The sequence below is a fragment of the Limnobacter sp. SAORIC-690 genome (assembly GCF_002954425.1).
Lineage (GTDB): Bacteria > Pseudomonadota > Gammaproteobacteria > Burkholderiales > Burkholderiaceae_B > Limnobacter > Limnobacter profundi.
The window spans coordinates 2,888,938-2,909,673 of the sequence record NZ_MQVZ01000001.1 but is presented as its reverse complement, the minus strand read 5'-3'; the positions used below and the strand labels follow the sequence as shown (position 1 = coordinate 2,909,673).

Genomic DNA, 20,736 nt, shown 5'->3' with positions numbered 1-20,736 from the left:
GCCGGGGCAATTTATTCATGAAACAGGAAACGCATTTGCTTCCGATGCGGGCTGGAGGCCAGGTGGCTTTGCACCGCTACAAGCCTGTAAACCCAACGGGTCTGCCTGTGGTGGTGGCGCATGGCACCTTGTCCAACCAATATGCGGTTGAGCATTTGGGTTCCTTTCTTGCAGCTCAGGGGTTTGATACCTGGCTATTGGAGTGGGGTGGTCACGGGCAAGCCAAACCCGCGCACCGCACACAGAATTTTGAGTATCCTGCCTTGAATGATTTACCCGCCGCGATCGACTTTGTTGTCCAACACACGGGCCACTCGCAATTGCATTGGACTTCTCACAGTGGCGGTGGTTTGCTGGCCTTGATGTTGCTGGCCCGGCAGCCCGAGCGCATTTCACAAATCAAGACACTGAGCCTGATTGGTGCGCAAGTCACCGATGCAGCGCCCAATTTCAGGGAAAAAATGCGGGTCGCTGCCTTGGGTGCATTGACCCGACTGTTGGGCCATACACCACGAAAACTGGTGCCCATTGGGCCCGAGGGGGAGCCCACTCTGTTGTTATTGCAGTGGTGCAAATGGAACTTGAGTGGCCGGTGGAAAGGTGCCGATGGTTTCGATTACCTGGCAGCATTGGCAAACGTCAATGTACCCGCATTGGTGATTGCAGGCGGGCGTGACGAAGTTGCGCCCCCCAAGGGCTGTCGACGAATTTATGAGGCTTTGGGGGGTCCCAAAACCTGGCATGAATGCACAGTCGAGCAAGGGTTCAGCAAAGATTTTTCCCACAGTCAAATGATTCGCGGCGAAGCGGCGAAGACCGAGGTGTTCCCGTTGCTTCAGCGATTCATTCAAGCTGCTTGACACTCACTTTCTGATCAAAAATGTTTCAAAGTGTGCCGCGATACCGGGGTAGCTTTCTACTCGAAGATGGGGCGGCAATTTGCGCAGCGTGTGCTTGAACAAGGTGTGTAGCACATTGATAACACCATTGATTGTTTTGCTGATCACAAAATTGAAACCCATCAGGTCTTTGGGTGTGTATACCAAAGGCACCAGTGCTGTCTCTATGGCTTCAATCAGCAGCTCAACACCTTCTTCAATGCGTGTATCGTCACGCTGAGCCAAGGCGTTCATTACGTTGCTGGCGTTTTCTGCATACGTTGTAGTGACCGGAATTACGATATAGGGGTGCTCTTGGCCAGTCAGGTTCAAAATGTGAACCATGTCGTGAAAGTGGTGAATCACGGGTGGCACACGTTTGTTGGCAATAAACTTGATAAGCCAGCCGATGTAGTGTTGTGCCTCGCTTTGTACCTTGTGTATCACCTTCGACGCGTCTTGCAGCATTTTGTCGGGTTGGGTTTTGTTCAATTCATCGAGCAGGTGAGTAAAGCAGGTGTCGAGCAGTTGCACATAGGTTTGCGCCAGCAGGTCGGCGCCCAGCGCCTTGTCTTCATCGCTGATGGGTTTGGATGCACGCTGGTGCAGCGCTTTCATCTGGGTGTAAACATCTTCTTTGATTTGAACGGCAATGTAGGGTGTGTTCATGTTTCTTCAGTAAGATCTCGATTCACACAGTTTACGTTTAACACGCCATGCAATCCCAGCCTCCCGTTGAATTCACCGACGAAATCAAATCCCTTTTTGTTGGGAAGAAGTTGGTGCAGGCCCGCCAGCGTTTGCTGGATACGTTGAGCAATCAATGGGATGGACACTGCAACCTGATCGCCTTTACTTACTTGTATGCTGAAAATCGCAGCGTCGATGATTGCACGCTGGCTTTGGAATGGCTTGAAAAGGGCGTGATGGCCGGGGAAGTGGACGCCAAGGTAATTCTTGGGCGTTTGCTGGTGTCAGGTGAACTGGGTAGTCAGGATTTTTCTCGTGGCATGGACCTGCTACAACAAGCCGCGCATGCCAATGTGTTGATGGCTGTACTGACTTTGGTGCAAATGTACAAGGGCGGGGTTGAGGGGTGTCTGGATGCTGATGCGCAACTAACCCAGCAATACCTGCGGCAAGCCGCTGACTTGGGCGACCCCAATTCCGCTTACCACTTGGCACTTGAACTTGAGCGTGCGAACAAGCCCGATTTTGCGCAAGCCTTCAAATATTTTGACAAGGCCGCTCAGGGCGGCCTGTCTCAGGCCATGCACAATGTGGGTGTGTATTACTTGCATGGCAAAGGCGTTGCAAAGAATGCGGCGTTGGCCATGGCTTATCTGACTGAGGCGGCCAAGCTGGGTTCGCCCTTGTCCATGTTGAGCTTGTCTTTGTTGTATCTCGATGGGGTGGAAGTGCAGAAGGATCGCGGTGTGGCTTTAAGTTGGCTTTATATTTACCAGGTGCTTTTTCCGGAAACCGACATACCCGACCAACTTCAATTGTTGCTTGATGATGTGTCTGCCGAAGAGGAAAATCTCGCACGCAAGGCTGCCCAGAATTTTGTGAATCATCAACTGAACAAATCTCCTAGCGGAACGCTGCATTAATCTGCAATACTGCGTGCGGGAGCTTTCCCATAACCACAAACGAGTACCGCCATGACTGTTTGCCCGATTGCGATTGCTGTTGGTTGTCAAAAATGTCCTGCATTTAAAATTTGTCCTGCCAAGTCGATTCTGGGTGATCAACCCAAAGCCGGCGAGAAGCAGCCTGAAAAGAAACAGTAAGTTGCGATACTTTTTCTGAAAACCCCCGACCTGGTTCGGGGTTTTTTTATGTCAATAAGTTTCTCGATTTGTTAAAAAGTGTTTCTCAGGCACATTGCTTGCATACTAAACTGACCATTCGCCATTGCAGCACCAAATGGGCGCATCGCTTTTCACAACAAGGAGAACAATGCATGGAAGCACTCACGCAGTTTGTTAATGCAATTAATGGCATCGTGTGGGGTCCTCCCATGCTGATTGCCATTCTGGGAACCGGTCTGTTTTTGCAGCTTCGTTTGAAATTGATGCCAATTTTCAAAATCGGCATGGGTTTCAAATGGGTGTTGAAAAGTAGAACACCCGAGGCTGGTGCCAAGGGCGATATTACCCCTTATGCCGCGCTGATGACGGCACTGGCCGCTACTGTGGGTACCGGCAATATTGCGGGTGTGGCTACAGCCATTGCCTTGGGCGGTCCGGGTGCTTTGTTCTGGATGTGGATGACTGCGCTGGTGGGTATGGCCACCAAGTATGCCGAGGTGCTGTTGGCGGTGCATTACCGAGAAACCGATTCACGTGGTCAGCAGGTTGGTGGCCCAATGTATGCCATTAAAAATGGCTTGGGTAAGAACTGGAAGTGGTTGGGCATTGCGTTTGCGCTGTTCGGTGGTCTGGCCGGTTTTGGTATTGGGAACATGGTTCAGTCCAACAGTGTTGCAGATGTGCTGAATGTAACCTTTGGCATCGACAAATGGATTTCCGGCATCGTGATGACCGTGCTGGTGGGTTTTGTGTTGATCGGCGGCGTGAAGCGAATTGGTGCAGTGGCACAAAAAGTGGTTCCGTTCATGTGCGTGGCTTACATCGTTGCTTCGGTCATTATTCTGGGAATGTACATCGACCAAGTACCTGCTGCTTTTGCCCTCATCATCGAAAGTGCCTTCAACCCGGTTGCTGCCACTGGTGGTTTTGCCGGTGCAGCAATCATGCTGGCCATTCGATATGGTGTTGCGCGCGGTATTTTCTCCAATGAGGCTGGCTTGGGCACGGCTGGTATTGCACAAGCAGCCGGCCAAAGCAGCAACCCGGTGGAATCGGGCTTGGTGGGCATGATGGGTACCTTCATCGACACCATTATTGTGTGCACCATGACCGGCCTCGTGATCGTGGTCACTGGTGTCTGGAGCAGCGGCTTGAACGGCGCCGCACTGAGTTCCAGTGCTTATGCAACAGGTTTACCAGGCGTGGGTGAATATGTGTTGGCCTTGTCGCTGGCCTTCTTCGCTTTCACCACCATTCTGGGTTGGTCGTATTTCGGTGAAAAGTGCTGGGAGTTTATTGCAGGCACTGCCATCACCATGCCTTACCGCGTGTTGTGGACAGGTTTCGTCATGGTGGGTGCTGTCACTCAACTCGACTTCGTTTGGCTGGTGGCCGATACATTGAATGCCTTCATGGCCTTGCCCAACCTGGTTTCGTTGCTGTTGCTTTCACCGGTTATCGTGAAGCTCACCAATGAGTATTTCGCCAACAAGTAATTTCTTCTTCGCGTCGGCAAGCCGCAATCTCAGCGGTTTGCCGGCCAGACTTGAACCAGTTTCGAGTTTCTCACCAAGTTTTACCGATTGTTCCAGAGTTTGTCGCTATGATACGTTCCCTTTCAACACGCACGTGCTTATTCACAATATGACTCTGGGATGTACTCATGGCCGGTGATACACGCTTGAACAAAATGAAACGCAGTTTTCTGGTGTTGTTGATGGCGTTCTGGCCCGGTTTCGTATTTGCAGATTCCTCTTTGGACTCTTTGCTATACAAGCCCGAGGTGGAGCAGTCGTACAGCAATGAAATTCAAAACGCGTTGTTGGCTCATTATTCAAATTGGGCGGGAACGCGCCACAAACTGGGCGGCACCGGTACCAACGGCGTGGACTGTTCCAGTTTTATTCAAACCTTGTTTCAAGACAAATTCCAGCTGCGCTTACCACGCAGTTCACGAGAGCAAATGACCATGGGCGAGCGGGTTGATCTCTCTGATTTGCGTTCTGGTGACCTTCTGTTTTTTCGCACAGGCCCCACACGTCGACATGTAGGTGTGTATGTGGGTAACAATCAGTTCATGCACGTATCTACGCGGGCGGGCGTTGAAATTGCCAAGTTGCTGAGCCCTTACTGGCAACGTCACTTCATTACGGCCCGCCGCGTGGGTTTGGCGGGCATTACACCTTCAAACTGAATGGCGTGAAGTTGGTGTCTCTGTCGTAATAATCTTCGCTTTCTGCGCGTTTCAAACGCGCTACTACCCAGTAGGTGAGCGGCGTGGCCAGTATTTCCCAACTGGTCTTTAGCACGTACTGCGTCAATGCCACGGTGATGATTTGATCGGTGGTCATAATCCCCCAAAACGCGATGGTGTAAAACAAGCCAGAGTCCACGAACTCACCCACCACAGTGGAGCCAATGGTTCGGGTCCACAACCATTTGCCCTGGGTCCATATTTTCATTTTGGCCAGCACAAAGCTGTTGATAAAGCTGCCACTCCAAAAGGCAATTAGCGAGGCCAGCACTATGCGCCAGGTGTTGCCAAACACACTTTCAACTGCAGCCTGTTTGTCGACCCAGAAGGATGCGGCGGGGAGATTCACCACCGTGAATGCCATAAAGGATGCAAAGGCCAAAGCCCCAAAACCTGCCCACACGGCCCTGCGGTCGCGGCCGTAACCATACACCTCGGTCAGGATGTCGCTGAATATGTAAGAAATGGGGAAAAACAACACACCTGCTGCAAAGGTAACAGTACCAAGCAATGGCAAATTCAGTTCGGCAATTTTCGCGGGGCCGATCAGGTTGGAACACAACAGCACGGCCACAAACGCAACCAGGACGAATTCATAATATTTGTACTGACGCATCCAAAACCCTGTTAATTGGTTAGTAAAGAGAGGGGTAGGTTAATAGAGTGGTAATTATTGCAGCAATTGTCATCGTGTTAATAGTTATTGGAGCCTATACTCAAAGAAGATGTTTTGTAAGTGTAGTTTTTGGAAGCAACAATTGGAAGTCAGGGAGTTACAATGAAAGCACAGAGGAAGACAAGCACAACCAAGAACAACAAGTTTAAATTCAATATTTTAGCGGGCAGTCTTTTGGCTGTTGTCAGCGTTGCGGCTTTGGCTTCTAGCCACCGTGAAGCGCCCTCAATCACCACCACTCCGAAAGCAGACGGAACCGATTTTTACATGTTCCGCAGCTATGAGACCAATCGGTCAGACTTCATCACCTTGATTGCCAATTATCAGCCCCTTCAAGACGGCTACGGTGGTCCGAATTATTTCTCGATGGATCCCAATGCCTTGTATGAAATTCACATTGACAACGATGGTGATGCGCAGGAAGAAATTACATTTCAGTTTAATTTCAAAAATAATCTCAAGGATATTGCGCTTCCGATTGGAAGCGGGACTAACAGGCCCTCAGTCAGCATCCCATTGATTCAAGCGGGCACTGTGTCTACATTGTCAGATCCCAATTTGAATCTGAATGAAACCTACACCATGACTGTAGTGCGTGATGGGCGACGCAACGGTAACCGTACTTTGGCGGCCAAAACCAGTGGTGGCAGCACCACCTTGGAAAAGCCGGTGGATTACATTGGTGAAAAAACCCTGGGCAACGCGGCGGCTTATCAAAGCTATGCTGATGCACACATTCACAATGTGACCATTCCTGGCTGTGCAGCAGGCACCAACCAGGCACGTGTCTTTGTGGGCCAGCGGCAGGAAGGTTTTGCAGTGAATTTGGGCGCAATTTTTGATTTGGTGAATGCCCCGGCCAGTGCCATTTCGAATCGCAGCAGCGCAAACGCAAATGCGGCCGCTGTCAATTCAATTCAAGACAAAAACATCACCAGCATTGCGCTGGAAATTCACAAGGATTGTTTGGCCCCCAGCACTGAAAAGGTAGTTGGTGGATGGACCACGGCCAGCTTGCGTCAAGTGCAAATTGGCGATGGTGTGCCTGCTCAAGGGCATCAAACTGCCGAGAAAGTGGGTGGTGCATGGGTACAGGTTTCCCGCCTTGGCATGCCCTTGGTGAATGAGGTGGTGATTGGCTTGAAAGACAAGGACCGTTTCAATGCGTCAAAGCCCAGCGGCGATGGTCAGTTCCTGACCTATGTGTCTAACCCCACTTTGCCGCAGCTGATCAGCATGGTTGTACCGGGGCTGCAAAATACAGCTCCGACCAACTTTCCGCGTACCGACCTGCTCAATGTATTTTTGGCGGGTATTGACGGTGTCAATCGCCCGGCAAATGTAACCTTGTCAGAAATGATGCGTTTGAATACGACAACACCACCAACACCGATTGCGAACCAGAACACGCTGGGGGTTGTTGGTGGCGATAGTGCGGGTTATCCAAATGGTCGCAGACCAATTGATGACGTGGTCGACATTTCTTTGGTTGCAGTGATGGGCGGTTTGTGTGTGGCAAATGGTACCACCAACGGTCTTGGTCTCAATACGGTGCCAGGAACCAGTCTTACCTCGGCCTGTAACCCAAACAGCGTGCCCTTGGGACAAACATCATTAACGCTTCATGATGCGGTGGCTCAGGAACAGGTTACGTTTTTGAGTCGTTTTCCATTCTTGAACACGCCAATTCCAGGTGCAAGGAATTAATTTCATATCAAGGAGCTTTAAATGAAACTGAAAAGCAAACTTGGATTGGCCACAGGCGCGGCTTTGTTGCTCACCTTGGGGGCCTGTGGAGGTGATGGCTCACCTTTTAACCTGGGTAGCGCAGCAGGTGACGGGAATATCAATGCATCTGAGGCGGGTGCTTGGTGCGCAGCACTTCTGAAACCGGTGAACCTGAAAACGTCAGTAACCTGATGTTGGCAACCTCCGAAACAGCTGAGCCCTTCGATCTTCCAGACTAATTACACAGCAAAAATTTGATACAGTATTTTAAGAATCCCGTAGCAAGTGTGGCTGCGGGATTTTTTTTGGATGGATTTCTACATGAAATTGATTGTCTTTGGGTTGTGTGGTTTGGCCCTGATGCCGCGTATTTCCAGTGCCCACGGCATTCATTTTGATTCCCAAGAGCTTGATGAAGTGTCGGTGACGGAAAGTATCGAGGCTATTCATACTTTGGGCGGAATCACCAGTTCCCAAGGCATACTCGGTGCACGGCGATTGGCCAACCAGAATCCGGCAAGATCCTCGGATGTGCTGGAGGCTGTACCCGGTTTGAATGTGACCCAGCACTCTGGTGGTGGCAAAGCCAATCAATACTTTTTGCGAGGCTTCAGTCTTGATCACGGCACAGACTTGTCGATTAACTTTTTGGGTGCGCCCTTGAACCTGCCGGGTCACGCGCACGGGCAGGGGTACGCAGATTCAAACATGATCATTCCCGAGTTGTTGTCTCGCGTGGAGTACCGCAAGGGCCCTTATTTTGCGCAAGACGGTGATTTCAGCTCTGCGGGATCTTTGAACATCGATTATGTGAGCGAGCTAAAAAGGGGATTGGCTTCATTGTCGGTGGGTGAATTTGGTTATCGGCGTGGTTTGTTGGCCAATTCAGTGTCTTTCAATGAAGATCAAACCAAACTACTGTATGCCTTTGAGTTGACTGACAACGATGGTCCCTGGGAGGTCGCAGAGAATCAATACAAATACAATGCGCTGTTGAAATTAAGTCATCGAATTGATTCAAGCAAACGCTTCGAGCTGCAATACTCAGGCTATGAATCACAATGGACGTCGACCGATCACATTCCAGTTGATGCGGTTAATCAGGGTTTGGTGGGTCGATTTGGAAGCCTTGATCCAACCGCGGGTGGATTCACGCAACGGCATGCTGTTTCAGGCAATTTCACCCTGGCTTGGGATCAATCGATCACGCAGCTACGGGCTTACCTGGCGGATTACAAACTGAATCTTTTCAGCGATTTCACTTATGGGCTTAGGGACAACACGGCGCTTGGCCGCCCGGGAGTGATTTCTGACCAGTTTAACCAGTTCGACAGCAGGGTGACCTTTGGTGGTGGAGTGACACACACCCTGTTTGAAAATTTGTCGTTCATGCGTTCCCAATTGGCGGTCGGGTTTGACTATCGGGTAGATGATGTGAACCCGGCGGGGCTCTACGACACAATTGCCCGAGAGCGATTGGCCACTCGAAGCGAAGATTCTTTTGAGCAAAGTAATTTGGGTATTTTTGTCTCGCAGCAACTGCTTCCAGTGTCTTGGCTCAAACTGACTGGCGGCTTGCGATATGACCAGTTCGATGTTGATTTAAACGGTCAGTTTGATGACGATGAAGACCTGACAACACCCAATGTGACGCGAAGTGGTTCTCGAAATGATCAGCAATTCAGCCCAAAGTTCAGCGCAAGCATTACTCCATTTGAACATGACACCGAGTTGTTTTTGTCCATTGGTCGGGGTTTTCACAGCAATGATCCCCGCGGTTTGTTCACAGCAAACCCTGTGGACTATATCGTCAATACCCGTGGCTCAGAGGTGGGTGTGAAAACTACCAATACCTCAAGAAATTTGAGTGCCTCCGCGACCTTGTTCCAGTTAGAGAGTGATTCTGAACTGGTTTTTGTCGGTGATGCGGGTACCACCGAACCCAGGGGGGCGACCAAGCGGAACGGGCTTGAATTGATTGCAAGTTATTTCAACAAAACCGGCTTTGAAATTGATGGCTTCGTGACTCTTGTGGATGCTCGTTTTGTCGGTGTGCAAGACAATGGTATTCCCAACGCGATAGAGGAGTCTGCGGCGGTGTCGTTGGGTCAAACCTGGGGTAATTTCAAAGTGGGTTACAAGTTGAAATATGTGGGCAGCGCGCCTTTGGTGGAAGACCGGAGCATTGAATCGGACTCAGTGATCAATTCGGATCTGTTCTTCAACTTCAAGGTGAACAAAGATCTCAGTTTGAATTTGTCCATATTCAATTTGTTCGACCGGGACAATAGCGATATCCAGTATGCGCAGGATTATTTTCTCGCAGGGAGCCCGGCGTTTGGAAAAACTTTTCATCCATCCCTGCCACGGCATGTTCGGCTAACAGCCAATTTACAGTTCTGAGTGCGTTTCGTTTCAACGAGGCTCAAGGATGACCGACAAAAACTGGCTTTTGTAAGCACTGCCTTTTTCTTCGGTGATCAAGGCTCGAAGCAGCGCTTTGCTTTTGGGTTGTAACAGCAAAGTGACTTTGCCGCTTGCATCGGTTCTCGACCACAGGGTTACTGGCGTTTCGGGATACTCCAGGCCGACGGGAAGCTGCACCAAGGGCTTGCCGTTCTTGTAAACATAAATTGTGGAAGCGTCGCCCGGCAGCGTTATGAATTGGGCAAGTTCCGGGTTGTACAAATCACTGTCTTTTTCAATGGGTTTGATTTGTGCAGCTTTAAAATATTCTTCGTTGAATTTGTCGCTTTTCAACACCTTGTTCACCAAGGCTTTGTCCACTTTGTTCTCATCAAAATGTTGCGCGCCCTGCCGAGGTGAAAGCTCGATCTGGCTGGTTTTCAGAATGGCGAGGCAGTTGGCGGGGCGCTCTTTGTACATGTAGCGAATACTGTTGTCATTGAATGGCAAGCCAAACACCTCGCCTTTGCCATCAACACATCTTACAGAGTCTACATATTCACCCTTGACTGTAATCTCCTTGGCTGGGAAATTGTGTCCAGTTGACAATCCGAGGCTTTGTTCACCAACGTCAATCCAGGTGAGGTGGGCCATGGCTGGAGCACTTGCACTAACAAACAGCAAAACAATCAGTTTTTTTAACACGGGAACCTCGATACAGCAGGTTAGAATCACTCAACACTACTACACATCGGAACGAACATGGCGAAAACCAGCGCTGACCAGCCCAAAGATTTGGCGTCGCAATTGCTAGAGGCCGAGGTGACTTTCTGGTTACAAAACCTGAAAGGCAAAAAGTTTCAAGCTTTGCTGGCCGATGAGTTGAACCATGTGCTTGCCAGGCTTGAGCACATTCGGTTGTGCGATGCCGTGGATGAAAGCAAAGTAAAGGCCACAGCCCGGCGTTATGCAGTGGAAATGGAAATTGGTGGTGCCATTCCCGAACTGTTTGGTGAAATTGCCAATCGCATTTTTGAATTCCCAGCCAGCCGAACCACGAAAATTGGTGAGGTGGTATCCGATTCAATCGCGACAGAATTCATTGAGAAAATTTTTGAGCAAAATGGTGTGCTTGACCACGCAGTAACCAATATTCGAAACAGCACACCGTTTCGACATTTTTTGTCGGATGTAATTTTTACCGTGCTCAAAGGCTATGTTTTTGAGCAAAACAACCTGATGAAATTTTCCACTGTGGCCAGCAGCACGCGCAAGGTGCGTGAGTGGTTGAGTACCAAGGCCCCCGATTTGTCAGAAGGGCTTGAAGATCGGGTGCGTAACCTGATGGAAAGTGGTGTGAAGGGTTCGCTTGAGATGGTGGATGAAACGCTGGACAACGAGCAATATCGCGAAACTGCCATGAACAGTGCCTTGGCCTTTTGGGATGTGGTGCGCGAATGGCCGCTGACAGCCTATCGCGATTACCTGACTGAGCAAGACCTGCAAGAATTCATGGTGCTGGGTTATGAATTCTGGCTTGAATTCCGCAACACCGAGTATTTGAAATCATGCATTGATTTGGGTGTGGACTTTTTCTTTGAAAAGTACGGTGAACAGTCTTTGCAAGACCTGCTGGATGACATTGGTATCAGCCACGAGATGATTACTGATGAGCTGGACAATTACATTCCTGACTTGGCTGCCCTTTTGATCAAGGAAGGCCTTGCAGAAAGTTTCCTGCGCCGCAACCTTCAACGTTTCTACAGCAGCAAGAAGGTGCAAGACCTTCTTGCCAGGTGATTGTTCAAAGGTTTCCAGTGCTTGTGCCTGCCGGCAGGTTCAATACCTTGCCATTGCTGAAGTTCAGCACCACGGGGCCGTCTGACACCACCGTGTATGCGGCACCGTTTTGCAGGCAGCTTGCCGTGGTGTCAATTCGCATTGACGCCACGTTGCTCAGCGTTGCCGTGAAACGGTTCTCGCTGGCGGCCTGAACAGGTTCACCCATCAGCCTGCGGAAGGTTTGAATAAATGGCACTGGGCCATTGCCTGCTGTTTGCCCGTTTTCAAAGTTGTTGGTACTGCGTGGGCAAGCAAAGCTTTCAATATCCATGGCAACGTCGCCTTCCGAGCGGCCTTTGATGTTGCTTAACCAATAGGCTTTGTCATGCTTGATGTCATATTCAGGATATGCGAATGCTTCATTGGTTTTGAAGGTGATTCGACCTGGGTTTTTGACCCGTTTCAGGTTGCGGGTGAACTCGGCTTCCTTGGTCCATTCATCCAGCGCGATCAAGGTGAGGTGCTCGGCCACCAGGTGCATATAAAACTCGTACAGCACGCCGTCGGTTTGGCTCAGTTTCAATGCCCAGTCCAGGCCGGTATTCACTTGAACCAGTTCATCGAGTGCGCCGTATGAATGCGTACCGGGAATGTGGCGCAAATTGCCCAGGTAATTGCTGATGTTGCCTATGCCGCCAAAGGTGCTGCTCACTGGCAAGGCAAAGGGCAGGGCGCTGGTCAGGGCTTGTTCACCTTGAATCAGCACATCGCCAATCAGCGGGGTGTTTAAAATGCTGCCGGTAAAGCCCACCCAGTTGCTTAAGCCAGCAAAGCGGTCTGGGTACAGTGCAGCCAGGCGAGTGGAGCCATATCCACCCATGGAGTAACCGCCCACCAGTATCCGGTCTTCATCAATGTTGAAGGTATTCAGTGCATCGTCCAGTACATCGAGCACATCACGTTCAGACAAACCGGAATAAAAGCCATAAGGGCCACGCCCAAGGGGCGAAATCAACACACGGTCCAGCGCGTCACCAAACTGCGCCTGCATGCCAGGCTGGTTGATCTGACTTGCGTGGTTGGCTTCACAACCATGCAGTATCATTTGCAAGCTGCGTTGGTCGTCAAAATTACCATTTTCTGGAATGTAAACGCCATAGGTTGATACTTGCCCACAAAGTGGAAGTACTGGCCGCAAAACATGCTGTCGTTTTCAGGGCTGCTCGCTTCGGCCTGAAGTACCATGCCTTCACCAGTCGAGTTGGGGGCAGTGTATTTCGAGGTGTAAACCCGTTGTTTGAAACCAGCATCAACCTTTGCAGTTTCCGTGGTGCCGGAATTCATCTTCCGGATGTCAACGATTGCGAAGAACTGGCTGATATCGCCCGCACCCAGCGCTGCAGCTTGTTTGTCTTCCCACCAGTTGCCCTTGCCAGGTAGTGCTTGCGAGGGAACAGTACCTTCTGCACCTGCTTCTTCATTGGGGCCACGGAAGGCCACATTCATGACTTCGCCACTGCTTTGAGCGGTCACCGCCCATATTTTGAATGTGTTGCTGGTGGGTGAGGAGAATGTGCCGGAAATGATGTTTGTGTCGACATTGCCGTTGTTGAATTGAACCACTGTATCGGCGCCTTGTACCGTCAAGCCCAACAGCGTCTCTGAACCCGTGTCTGGGTTGTTGTCTGTGTCAATCGCAATGGCTGCGATGGTTTGTCCCGCGTCATAAAGGGCATTGAGTTCGAATGTGGCTGTGTAGGTGTTGCCTTGTTTGCTCAGGCGGAGCTCAACCAGGTCGGCAGTACTTTCTGCGCCTGCCGGATAGCGTGAATCGCCCGCCGTGGGCGATAGCAATCCGGGCGTGTTGGCCAAAGGGTTGCCCAACTGCCCGCCACGGCTTGCCAGGTTCAGCAAGGCAGGGCTGGGTGACAGCAGGCCTGTGTCCGCGCCGTAATCGTCGTACACATAGTCACGGTAAACCAACACCCCGTTGCAAATCTCGGTAACGCCTGCAAACCATGATTGCTCGTTGCACTGCGCTGTTTCTTGCGGGTTGACAGGTGTGTTTGTTCCCGGGTTGTTGGAAAGTGCCGAGTCTTCGCTACCGCAGGCAACCAGCAGTGCGCTAAAGCTTAATGCGATCAATTTTCTTTGAGTTGTACAAGGCACAATAAAAGTCCATGAGTGATTGAGCACGATAAACTTTTACTTCAGTAAAGTACCTATGGATTCAAAGATGAGTTAATTGTTGCGGGCCAGAACCTGGAAATCTTTCGCCCAACCCGCAGCACGGTCTGCTGCATTGTTGCGCTGTTCGGCGGAGGCTGAATTGAGAACATCAACAATCAATGCAATGGTTGCTTTTTGCCGTTGTTCGCTTTCCTGTTTTTCAGCGGCACTGCTTGGGCTTTGCCAGGCGTTGAGCAGGCGGGCGATTTCCTGGCTTAATGTGGCTTGGTCAATTTGACGGTTGGCGGCTTTGTTCACCAAAACCATGAATTGTTGCTGGCGCTCAAGCCGTTTTTCATAACGAGACTCAGCCCTGTGGGTTTCGGCTCTGGCCCAAGCTTCAATTTGTTTGATTTGAATCGGGTTCAATGTGCCCAGCCAGCGCTCGAACCGCTCGGCCATCCGTTCAGCTGATTCGCGCACGCGCTGATCAGCGCTTTGCATCAACCGTTCGTCCCGGTACTCTTTGTTGGATTTGTCGAGCGCTTCTTGGATATCTTGAACTTGATTGGGCCACAAGCCCAGCATGTTTTTCGCAATCACAGGTGCTGCTTCATTGGCAGTGCGTCGAAGCGACGCCCGAATGGCAAGGTTCAGTGCCTGCACCTGGTTTGCAATCACAGGCATTACTACGCCATTGGGCGCAGCAAGGGCTTGTCGGGCGGTTTGCAGTTCGCTGGCCAGCACGGGGAGCTCAGCGTTGCGATGCCACTCCACAATCTCATTCAGACTTGTTTTCAGAAACGCAGATTGTTCGGAATCAAAATCGACTTTGTTGGTGAGGTAAGTGTGCGCAAAACTGGCCGAGTTGTTGTAACCCAGCTTGATCGCGCTGCATGCAGCCAACAAAGTGATGCAAGCCAAAAGCAGACAGGTTCTGGTTCGAATTGCTGGTTTTATCACGAGTTCTTGCCACCCAAAAAAATTGAACTTGTCGGTGTAGGACCCATTGAATTGCCATTCGTTCAGTGGGTTTTGAAGCGGCTGGCCCAATCGGGCAATGGGTGAATGAATGCCTGCATGTTCCCACCCTGAATTCGAAGTACTTTCTTATAAGGTTCTTGTACGCTGGAGTTGTCGAGCACCCACACATCGTCGCACAGGGGCAGGGCGTTCAACACATTGTCGACAGTTCTCGGAATTCGCGTTTCGATTTTTTCTTCAGGCACCGCATGCCCGCCAGTTTCAATGCGTTGGTGTACGCGGGCTTTGTTCAAACTGCTTTGTTCAAGATGAACAAACACCATCACCACCTGGTAGCCCAGTGCTTTGGCTTTGGCCACAAAGTCAATTTTGGATGGATGCGAAAACACGGTTTCAAAGCAAAAGTTCTTGCCTTGTTCAAGCAAACTGTTGCGCAGGTTTTCTGCAATTTTTGCAGCTTCGTAGCTGTGTTCCTCGGGTGCTTGGGGAAATACATCTCGGGCAATGTCGTCGGCATTGACAAACGGCATGCCCAAGGGTTTTAACTGTGTGCGGTAGAAAGTCGATTTGCCAGCCCCGTTGCCACCTACCAGCAGCCACAGTTGCTTCATGCCAGTTTGACGGGCTTGAATTGGCCATTTTCAAATTGACCAATTTTGAGTGCACCTTTCGGGCCAATTTGTTCAAGCAGGCCTGGGTGAGTAGCACTGGCCTGGTAGCGTACTTTGTTTTGGCTTACCTCTTCTTTCAACTCACCGGTGGTGCGTTTCATGTCCAAATTGCCAAATACCCAGTCGGCACTTACAGGCGGTGCATTCACTTGTTCCAGTTTTACACGCAACAGCCCGGCTTTGATTTGTAGCAAACTCTCCGGGTCTAGCAGGCTTTCAACTTTTTGCCCAATGCTGGCCCAATATTCGATTTGTTCAGCCGCGCTGCGGTGGTGGAGCTTGCCCAACACGGCAGCATTGCTCATCAAGTCAGACTGAATTCGTATGGGTGAAGAGGCTTTGGCCATGGCGTGTTTCCTTGATTGATTCCCTGTGCAACGCCTTGATTGTAGCAAAATGCTACAAAGAAGGCAATTTACAGCTGGCAATTCAAAGGGACATATCCAATCAAAGGTTCCTGAGCACAAATTCCTTGATGGCTTGCGCGCAGGGGTAGGGCGTCTCGATCATCGGCAAGTGACCCACTCCGTCGAACAGGCACATTTCAGCCCGCTTGATCAGGCGCTCGAACTCGTAAGCGCAACTGATGTGCAGAACATCATCTTGTTTGCCCCACATCACCAGTGTGGGTGCTGAAATGTCTTCAAAAGTTGCTTTGGTGTAGTCGGGGCGGCGGCTCAACATTTCTTGAAACAGGAAGCTATTCACGTCTCGGCGGTGAATCAATTCTGTTGCGGAGAAAAACGCGGCAGACGCAGCCAGTGCCCGGTTGTGAAACACCAGTCAGTCAGCTTGATTACATCCATGGGGGCACGTGGAACCAGTCGGTTTTTTCCGCGTAGCACCTCACGAATGAAGTCGGTCTCCTCGGTGCCGGGCAGGCCCAATGCATCCATCAACACCAGGCTGGTGACCATTTCAGGAAAGCGGGCGGCTAACAGGCCTGCCAAGCGCCCCCCATGGAGTTGCCCACCACGTTCACCTTGTGAACGCCAATTTCGGTCAGCCAATCATGAAGGCGTTCAGTTTGGTCCTCAAGACCATAGTTGCGATCCGGGTTGAAGCCGCTTTCACCCCAACCGGGAAGATCGGGGATCAAAATGCGAAATTGTCCTGCGAAAAAAGGGAGCAAGGGCAACCAGTGTTCTTTCGCTGCGGCAAAGCCGTGCATCAGCAACAAAGCCGGGCTGTTTTCCTGGCCTATTTCAAGCCAAACCAGTTTGTCTTTTCCCACGCCGATACGCTTGCGATGAACACCCACCAAGCCGCCGTACCAAGGGTTCAGTCGAGTAAAGCTAAACAGCTTGGGACGCCAGTCTTTCAGTTTTTCTGGGTCTATCTCGGGGGCGTGGCGAAGAAATGCTTCGCCCACATGATCGAAATACTGGTCAACCAGTTTTGCGCCTTCGCTAATTGGAGAGACTTCTTTGCCTTTGGACTTGCGGACAGGTTTGGTCAAGTTGGACCTTCTATTTTTAGTATTGATACATGATTAGCAAAGCATACTTCGAATAATTACAAAGAAATTTCTACAACGCAAAACCGGATAATCTTTGTACGCAGTATTTTTTGCATCATTCGGGGCTTGGCTTACACTGTCCTTGCAAGCCAACCCCATATTTTTGAGTGTTCCTTCAATTTATGTCAGGTGGGCGACACAGCGGAATGAACCGCAGTGCGGAATTCTTCCGGTATCAACAGCTCGTAGGTGGCACCGGTGCCCGGTAAGTTGGGCAGGCCGGGCAAGGCTGGCAGGTTGGGGCCACGCTGGTTGCTGAAGTAAAGCCGTGAACCATCCGGGGAGAAGGCGGGTCCTGCCAGTTCACTGCCACCGCCAGTAATTTGAAGCAGAATTTTTGCGGGCTTGTTGGGAATCATCACCATCAAACGCATCGCATCGCCGTCTTCCGCCACAATGACATCGCCTGCCGGGCTCACTACCAAATTGTCCACATCGTCAAAACCTGCACCTTCAGACAATTGACTGTTGTCGAAAACCACTTCAATCAAATCATTGTCAATGTCCAGTGCGTATACACGGTTGTCGCCCTTGCAGGCAAAGAACACCACAGCACGCATCGGCTTGGCCACTCCACTGACCGCAGGCGCTTGACCCTGCGGAAACTCTTGAATCCAGATGCCTTCACCACCCCTGAACACAGTGCCCGGAACCGGAAGACCGGCTGCTGTGGTGCGTGTGCGCACTTGGGCCTGGGGGTTTTCAGGCTCAAGAACATCCACCCACTTCACGCGGTGAACGCGTTGGGCCACAGCAATGTCTTCCTGATAGGCGCCAGCCTCGAAACCCACAATTTCCAGAACCTGCAATTTGCCTTGCTCCATGTTCAAACCCATTTGCCCGTTGACTGCTGGGCGCAAATCGCCTTCAGAGACAAAGCGGTACAAACGGCCATCACCCGCGTCCTCAGTCAGGAACAAGGTTTTGGTCGTCATGTCCACCGCAACTGCTTCATGATTGAATACACCCAGCGCTGGTAACGCTCGCGCAGTTGCAGTGCTTCCCAGCGGGTCACATTCCCAGGTCACGCCGGTTTGGGTTTCTTCACAGCTAAGCCAGGTTCCCCAAGGTGTGGCCCCGCCTGCGCAATTGCGGGCCGTTCCGGTCAAAATTCGATAGGCCGATTGAACTTCACCTTGCGCATTGAACCTCAGCGCACCCACGCCACCCTGTGGTGCCTCGGTTTCGCTGTTCGAGACATACACCCAACCGCCATCTTCGGTCGGGAAGACTGCGCCACCATCGGGAAACATATGCCAGTTGTAGCCAGTCAGGCCCAGTAAATCGGGGATACCCAACACCGGGTTGCTTAAATGCCTTGCCACTGGGCGCACGGTGAAACCAGCTGGCGCAAAAATATTGTCCACGCCTGTGGCCACCAATTCGCCAATGCCAGCAAGCGGCCCGACTTGCAAGGGCAGCTCCATGGCCAAAGGCCCAAGGCTGGGGGGGTTGACCACGGGCGGATTTACATTTTCATTGGGGCCGGTGGGGGTGGCATTCGATGTGGATGCTTCTGAATCAGAACCACATGCGCTGAGCAGGGGCAAGGCGGTGGCCCCAGCACCAAGAAACATGGCGCGCAAAAGAGTGCGGCGTTTGAAGGATGGGACAGTGGTTTGATGCATGACTAAGCCTTTCTGCGCTGGTACTGACGATTTCTTTTGATACTGCGAACTCAGATCCAGTGGTTTGGGTAAAACACTCAGTGTGAACAGCCATGCTTTTGACACATTTCAAAATCAAGACGGGTCATCTAGTAAGCCTGCTCTTTTGTGTTTTCAATCCTTTCCAAGCTTTGGGCAGTACAAGCTACAAGAACAAAGTGAAGGTGATGGAATGAAGCGGCGTGATGTGTTGAAAGTGATGGCGGCCAGTACGTTGGTGGGTTGCGGAGGTGGTGATGATTTATTGGTGGGTACCAATCCTGCCTGGCCTGTTGGGCCCTCTGATCCAGGCACTGATTCGCCAGTTTCAAGCAATGAATTCGAAGAAGCCTTGCCACAACCGGGGTTTGAACCCGCAAGTTTTGACTTTCCCATGGTGCTGGCCATGCCATTTGCACATGGTGTGGCCAGTGGCGACCCTTTGGCGGACCGCGTTATTTTGTGGACCCGAATTACCTTGCCCGAATACCCGGCACAAGGTGTGCAGGTGCGCTGGCTGGTGAGCACCACAGCCGATATGCAAAATGTAGTGCGCCGTGGCACACAGCGTGTGGTGGCAGAACACGATTACACATTGAAAGTAGACGCTCAGGGATTGCAGCCCGCCACCACTTATTACTATCAGTTTAAAACCGGTCCGCACAGCAGCATTGTGGGGCGCACGCGCACTGCGCCGGCTGACATGGTTTCAGCCATCCGCCTGGCAGTGGTGTCATGTTCCAGTTACTGGTCAAGTACCTGGAGCGGATATGGTGCTATTGCGCAACGTGAGGACCTGGATTTGGTGATTCACTGTGGCGATTATATTTACGATTTTGTCGATGAAGACGAACAGGTTCGGGCTCGAAAAAACATCGAGGACACCACCTATGTGGATTATCGTGACTGGCTAAACATCGACGAGTGCAGAAGGCGTTACGCACTGTTTCGTTCAGACCCCAACTTGATGGCCGCGCACCAGCAACACCCCTGGTTCATTACCTGGGACAACCACGACATCGACCCTGGGTTTGGCAATGAATTGCCCACCACTTTGCCCGAGGGTGTCGAGTCCACTTGTACCTTACTTGACACCACACGCGCTTTTTGGGAATGGACGCCTTCGCGCCCTGTGAAAGCCGATGGCAGCGGTGAATTCATTTTTTACCCTGACACGGAATACCCCGCACCTGTGGACCCCTTGCTGGTGTACCGCAGTTTGAATTACGGCCCGCTGGCCAGCATTCGAGCGCTGGACACGCAAAGTTATCTGCCCGGCTATGGTTTGCAAGCCGATGCATCGCATTTGCCGGAAGGTACGCCCACCTTGTTTGGAAAAAAACAATTTGACTGGCTACTTTCACAACTTCGCAAAGATGAAGCCGAGGGCGTGGTGTGGAAAGTGTTGAACAACCAAACCTGGATAGCGCCCTGGGTGGTACCCAATGTGGTGGGCTCGCCGGTTGTGCCATTGCCTGTGCGCTGGAACGATTACAACACCGAGCGAAATTTGTTGATTTCGCAATTGCGCGGCACAGCCGATGTTCCTTCAGTAAACGGCACCGTGTTTGTCTCTGGCGACATGCACGGTAACTGGATTTCTGATGTGGTGGAAGACGAGCAAACCGCGATGTTGAACCAGTATCAGGTGGCACCACCTGTGCCCACTTTGAGGCAGGGGACATCTCCAGAAAATATTTCAGCAGGCTTTCAGCGGGCAGCCACAGCCAATTTGCCGGGTGTGAATTTGCGCGCAGCGTCAGCTGCGGTAGAGTTTGCACCTTCTTCAATGGGAAGGGGTGGAGCCGATGAGTTGGTGGCCAATGCCTTGCCGGGAAGTCCGTTTGCCGTGCATGTGGCAGCAAGCCGTGCCATTGAAACTGCCACCATGCTGGGCAACAAGCATGTGCAATTCATGGAATGGGTAGAGCACGGCTACGGCATTGTGCAACTGGAACAAGACAAGGCAGTGTTTGAATGCTGGTGGCAGAACAAGTTGCAAGACAATGCACCCGATGTGCTGGGTGTGCAAATGGTGAGTTTTGCAAATGATGAGCCCGCACGCTTGCCCACGCCGCGATTCAAAAACCAGGTTGATTCGATCACCTTGCACGGCATGCCTGTTCAACCCAGCAACAGTTCACGGGCAGCGCCTTTGGCACCCATGCCCGCCCAGGTATTAGCGCGTTAGTTGGCAAATTAGTTGACG

The 20,736-nt window shown here is 51.3% G+C and carries 21 protein-coding genes; 9 read left to right on the top strand and 12 right to left on the bottom strand.

The window, feature by feature from the left end:
• The first annotated feature begins 17 nt into the window (after positions 1 to 17).
• The gene (locus tag BSZ31_RS13875) at positions 18 to 860 is read left to right on the top strand and encodes an alpha/beta fold hydrolase (protein WP_105029241.1); all 843 of its coding nucleotides are present in this window, start codon (positions 18 to 20) and stop codon (positions 858 to 860) included.
• A gap of 3 nt (positions 861 to 863) precedes the next feature.
• Here the strand turns inward: BSZ31_RS13875 and BSZ31_RS13870 are convergent, their stop codons facing one another.
• A complete protein-coding gene (locus BSZ31_RS13870; RefSeq protein ID WP_105029240.1) occupies positions 864 to 1,547 on the bottom strand; it encodes a hypothetical protein in 684 nt (227 codons plus the stop codon).
• 47 nt (positions 1,548 to 1,594) lie between these two features.
• Between BSZ31_RS13870 and BSZ31_RS13865 the strand changes: the two genes are divergently transcribed.
• From BSZ31_RS13865 to BSZ31_RS13855, 3 genes are all read left to right on the top strand, one after another.
• Positions 1,595 to 2,491 (top strand): tetratricopeptide repeat protein, encoded by an 897-nt coding sequence (locus BSZ31_RS13865; protein WP_105029239.1) that lies wholly within the window; start codon positions 1,595 to 1,597, stop codon positions 2,489 to 2,491.
• Between the two features lie 353 nt (positions 2,492 to 2,844).
• Positions 2,845 to 4,188, top strand: coding sequence for a sodium:alanine symporter family protein (locus BSZ31_RS13860; RefSeq protein ID WP_105029238.1), 1,344 nt, complete (start codon positions 2,845 to 2,847; stop codon positions 4,186 to 4,188).
• Positions 4,189 to 4,355: 167 nt separating this feature from the next.
• Positions 4,356 to 4,886, top strand: a complete 531-nt coding sequence (locus BSZ31_RS13855) for an NlpC/P60 family protein (protein ID WP_105029237.1) — start codon at positions 4,356 to 4,358, stop codon at positions 4,884 to 4,886.
• On the opposite strand, the gene BSZ31_RS13850 is transcribed toward BSZ31_RS13855, so the two are convergent.
• Complete coding sequence (locus BSZ31_RS13850) at positions 4,870 to 5,562, bottom strand: queuosine precursor transporter (protein ID WP_105029236.1); 693 nt, start codon at positions 5,560 to 5,562, stop codon at positions 4,870 to 4,872. The genes BSZ31_RS13855 and BSZ31_RS13850 overlap by 17 nt on opposite strands.
• A 162-nt stretch (positions 5,563 to 5,724) precedes the next feature.
• Here BSZ31_RS13850 and BSZ31_RS13845 point away from each other — a divergent pair, with 162 nt between their 5' ends.
• The 3 genes from BSZ31_RS13845 (at position 5,725) to BSZ31_RS13835 (ending at position 9,753) form a co-directional block, all read left to right on the top strand.
• Positions 5,725 to 7,329 (top strand): DUF4331 domain-containing protein, encoded by a 1,605-nt coding sequence (locus BSZ31_RS13845; RefSeq protein WP_105029235.1) that lies wholly within the window; start codon positions 5,725 to 5,727, stop codon positions 7,327 to 7,329.
• Between the two features lie 21 nt (positions 7,330 to 7,350).
• Complete coding sequence (locus BSZ31_RS13840; protein WP_105029234.1) at positions 7,351 to 7,542, top strand: hypothetical protein; 192 nt, start codon at positions 7,351 to 7,353, stop codon at positions 7,540 to 7,542.
• Positions 7,543 to 7,671: 129 nt separating this feature from the next.
• Positions 7,672 to 9,753 (top strand): TonB-dependent receptor, encoded by a 2,082-nt coding sequence (locus BSZ31_RS13835; protein ID WP_168426995.1) that lies wholly within the window; start codon positions 7,672 to 7,674, stop codon positions 9,751 to 9,753.
• Positions 9,754 to 9,765: 12 nt separating this feature from the next.
• Here BSZ31_RS13835 and BSZ31_RS13830 read toward each other — a convergent pair whose 3' ends face one another.
• Entirely contained in the window at positions 9,766 to 10,461 is a 696-nt protein-coding gene (locus tag BSZ31_RS13830) for a hypothetical protein (RefSeq protein ID WP_105029232.1), read from the bottom strand.
• A gap of 57 nt (positions 10,462 to 10,518) precedes the next feature.
• Between BSZ31_RS13830 and BSZ31_RS13825 the strand changes: the two genes are divergently transcribed.
• Complete coding sequence (locus BSZ31_RS13825; RefSeq protein WP_105029231.1) at positions 10,519 to 11,556, top strand: hypothetical protein; 1,038 nt, start codon at positions 10,519 to 10,521, stop codon at positions 11,554 to 11,556.
• Between the two features lie 4 nt (positions 11,557 to 11,560).
• Here the strand turns inward: BSZ31_RS13825 and BSZ31_RS13820 are convergent, their stop codons facing one another.
• The 9 genes from BSZ31_RS13820 to BSZ31_RS13780 form a co-directional block, all read right to left on the bottom strand.
• On the bottom strand, positions 11,561 to 12,643 hold the full coding sequence (locus BSZ31_RS13820) for a prolyl oligopeptidase family serine peptidase (protein ID WP_105029230.1): 1,083 nt from the start codon (positions 12,641 to 12,643) through the stop codon (positions 11,561 to 11,563).
• Positions 12,640 to 13,707 carry a hypothetical protein gene (locus BSZ31_RS13815; RefSeq protein WP_146106706.1) on the bottom strand — a complete coding sequence of 356 codons (1,068 nt, stop codon included), beginning with the start codon at positions 13,705 to 13,707 and terminating at the stop codon, positions 12,640 to 12,642. The genes BSZ31_RS13820 and BSZ31_RS13815 overlap by 4 nt, the downstream gene beginning before the upstream one ends.
• A gap of 72 nt (positions 13,708 to 13,779) precedes the next feature.
• On the bottom strand, positions 13,780 to 14,670 hold the full coding sequence (locus tag BSZ31_RS13810) for a DUF6279 family lipoprotein (protein ID WP_146106705.1): 891 nt from the start codon (positions 14,668 to 14,670) through the stop codon (positions 13,780 to 13,782).
• Positions 14,671 to 14,732: 62 nt separating this feature from the next.
• Complete coding sequence (locus BSZ31_RS13805; RefSeq protein WP_105029227.1) at positions 14,733 to 15,302, bottom strand: AAA family ATPase; 570 nt, start codon at positions 15,300 to 15,302, stop codon at positions 14,733 to 14,735.
• Positions 15,299 to 15,709, bottom strand: a complete 411-nt coding sequence (locus BSZ31_RS13800) for a hypothetical protein (protein WP_105029226.1) — start codon at positions 15,707 to 15,709, stop codon at positions 15,299 to 15,301. The genes BSZ31_RS13805 and BSZ31_RS13800 overlap by 4 nt, the downstream gene beginning before the upstream one ends.
• Before the next feature lie 100 nt (positions 15,710 to 15,809).
• The gene (locus tag BSZ31_RS13795; protein ID WP_146106704.1) at positions 15,810 to 16,142 is read right to left on the bottom strand and encodes an alpha/beta fold hydrolase; all 333 of its coding nucleotides are present in this window, start codon (positions 16,140 to 16,142) and stop codon (positions 15,810 to 15,812) included.
• On the bottom strand, positions 16,085 to 16,312 hold the full coding sequence (locus BSZ31_RS13790) for a hypothetical protein (RefSeq protein WP_146106703.1): 228 nt from the start codon (positions 16,310 to 16,312) through the stop codon (positions 16,085 to 16,087). The genes BSZ31_RS13795 and BSZ31_RS13790 overlap by 58 nt, the downstream gene beginning before the upstream one ends.
• Positions 16,297 to 16,821: an alpha/beta fold hydrolase gene (locus BSZ31_RS13785; protein ID WP_105029223.1), complete on the bottom strand. Its 525-nt coding sequence runs from the start codon at positions 16,819 to 16,821 to the stop codon at positions 16,297 to 16,299. The genes BSZ31_RS13790 and BSZ31_RS13785 overlap by 16 nt, the downstream gene beginning before the upstream one ends.
• Before the next feature lie 185 nt (positions 16,822 to 17,006).
• Complete coding sequence (locus BSZ31_RS13780) at positions 17,007 to 18,509, bottom strand: alkaline phosphatase PhoX (RefSeq protein WP_105029888.1); 1,503 nt, start codon at positions 18,507 to 18,509, stop codon at positions 17,007 to 17,009.
• Between the two features lie 211 nt (positions 18,510 to 18,720).
• On the opposite strand from BSZ31_RS13780, the gene BSZ31_RS13775 reads away from it, so the two are divergent.
• On the top strand, positions 18,721 to 20,718 hold the full coding sequence (locus BSZ31_RS13775) for an alkaline phosphatase (protein WP_240605721.1): 1,998 nt from the start codon (positions 18,721 to 18,723) through the stop codon (positions 20,716 to 20,718).
• Positions 20,719 to 20,736: the final 18 nt, after the last annotated feature.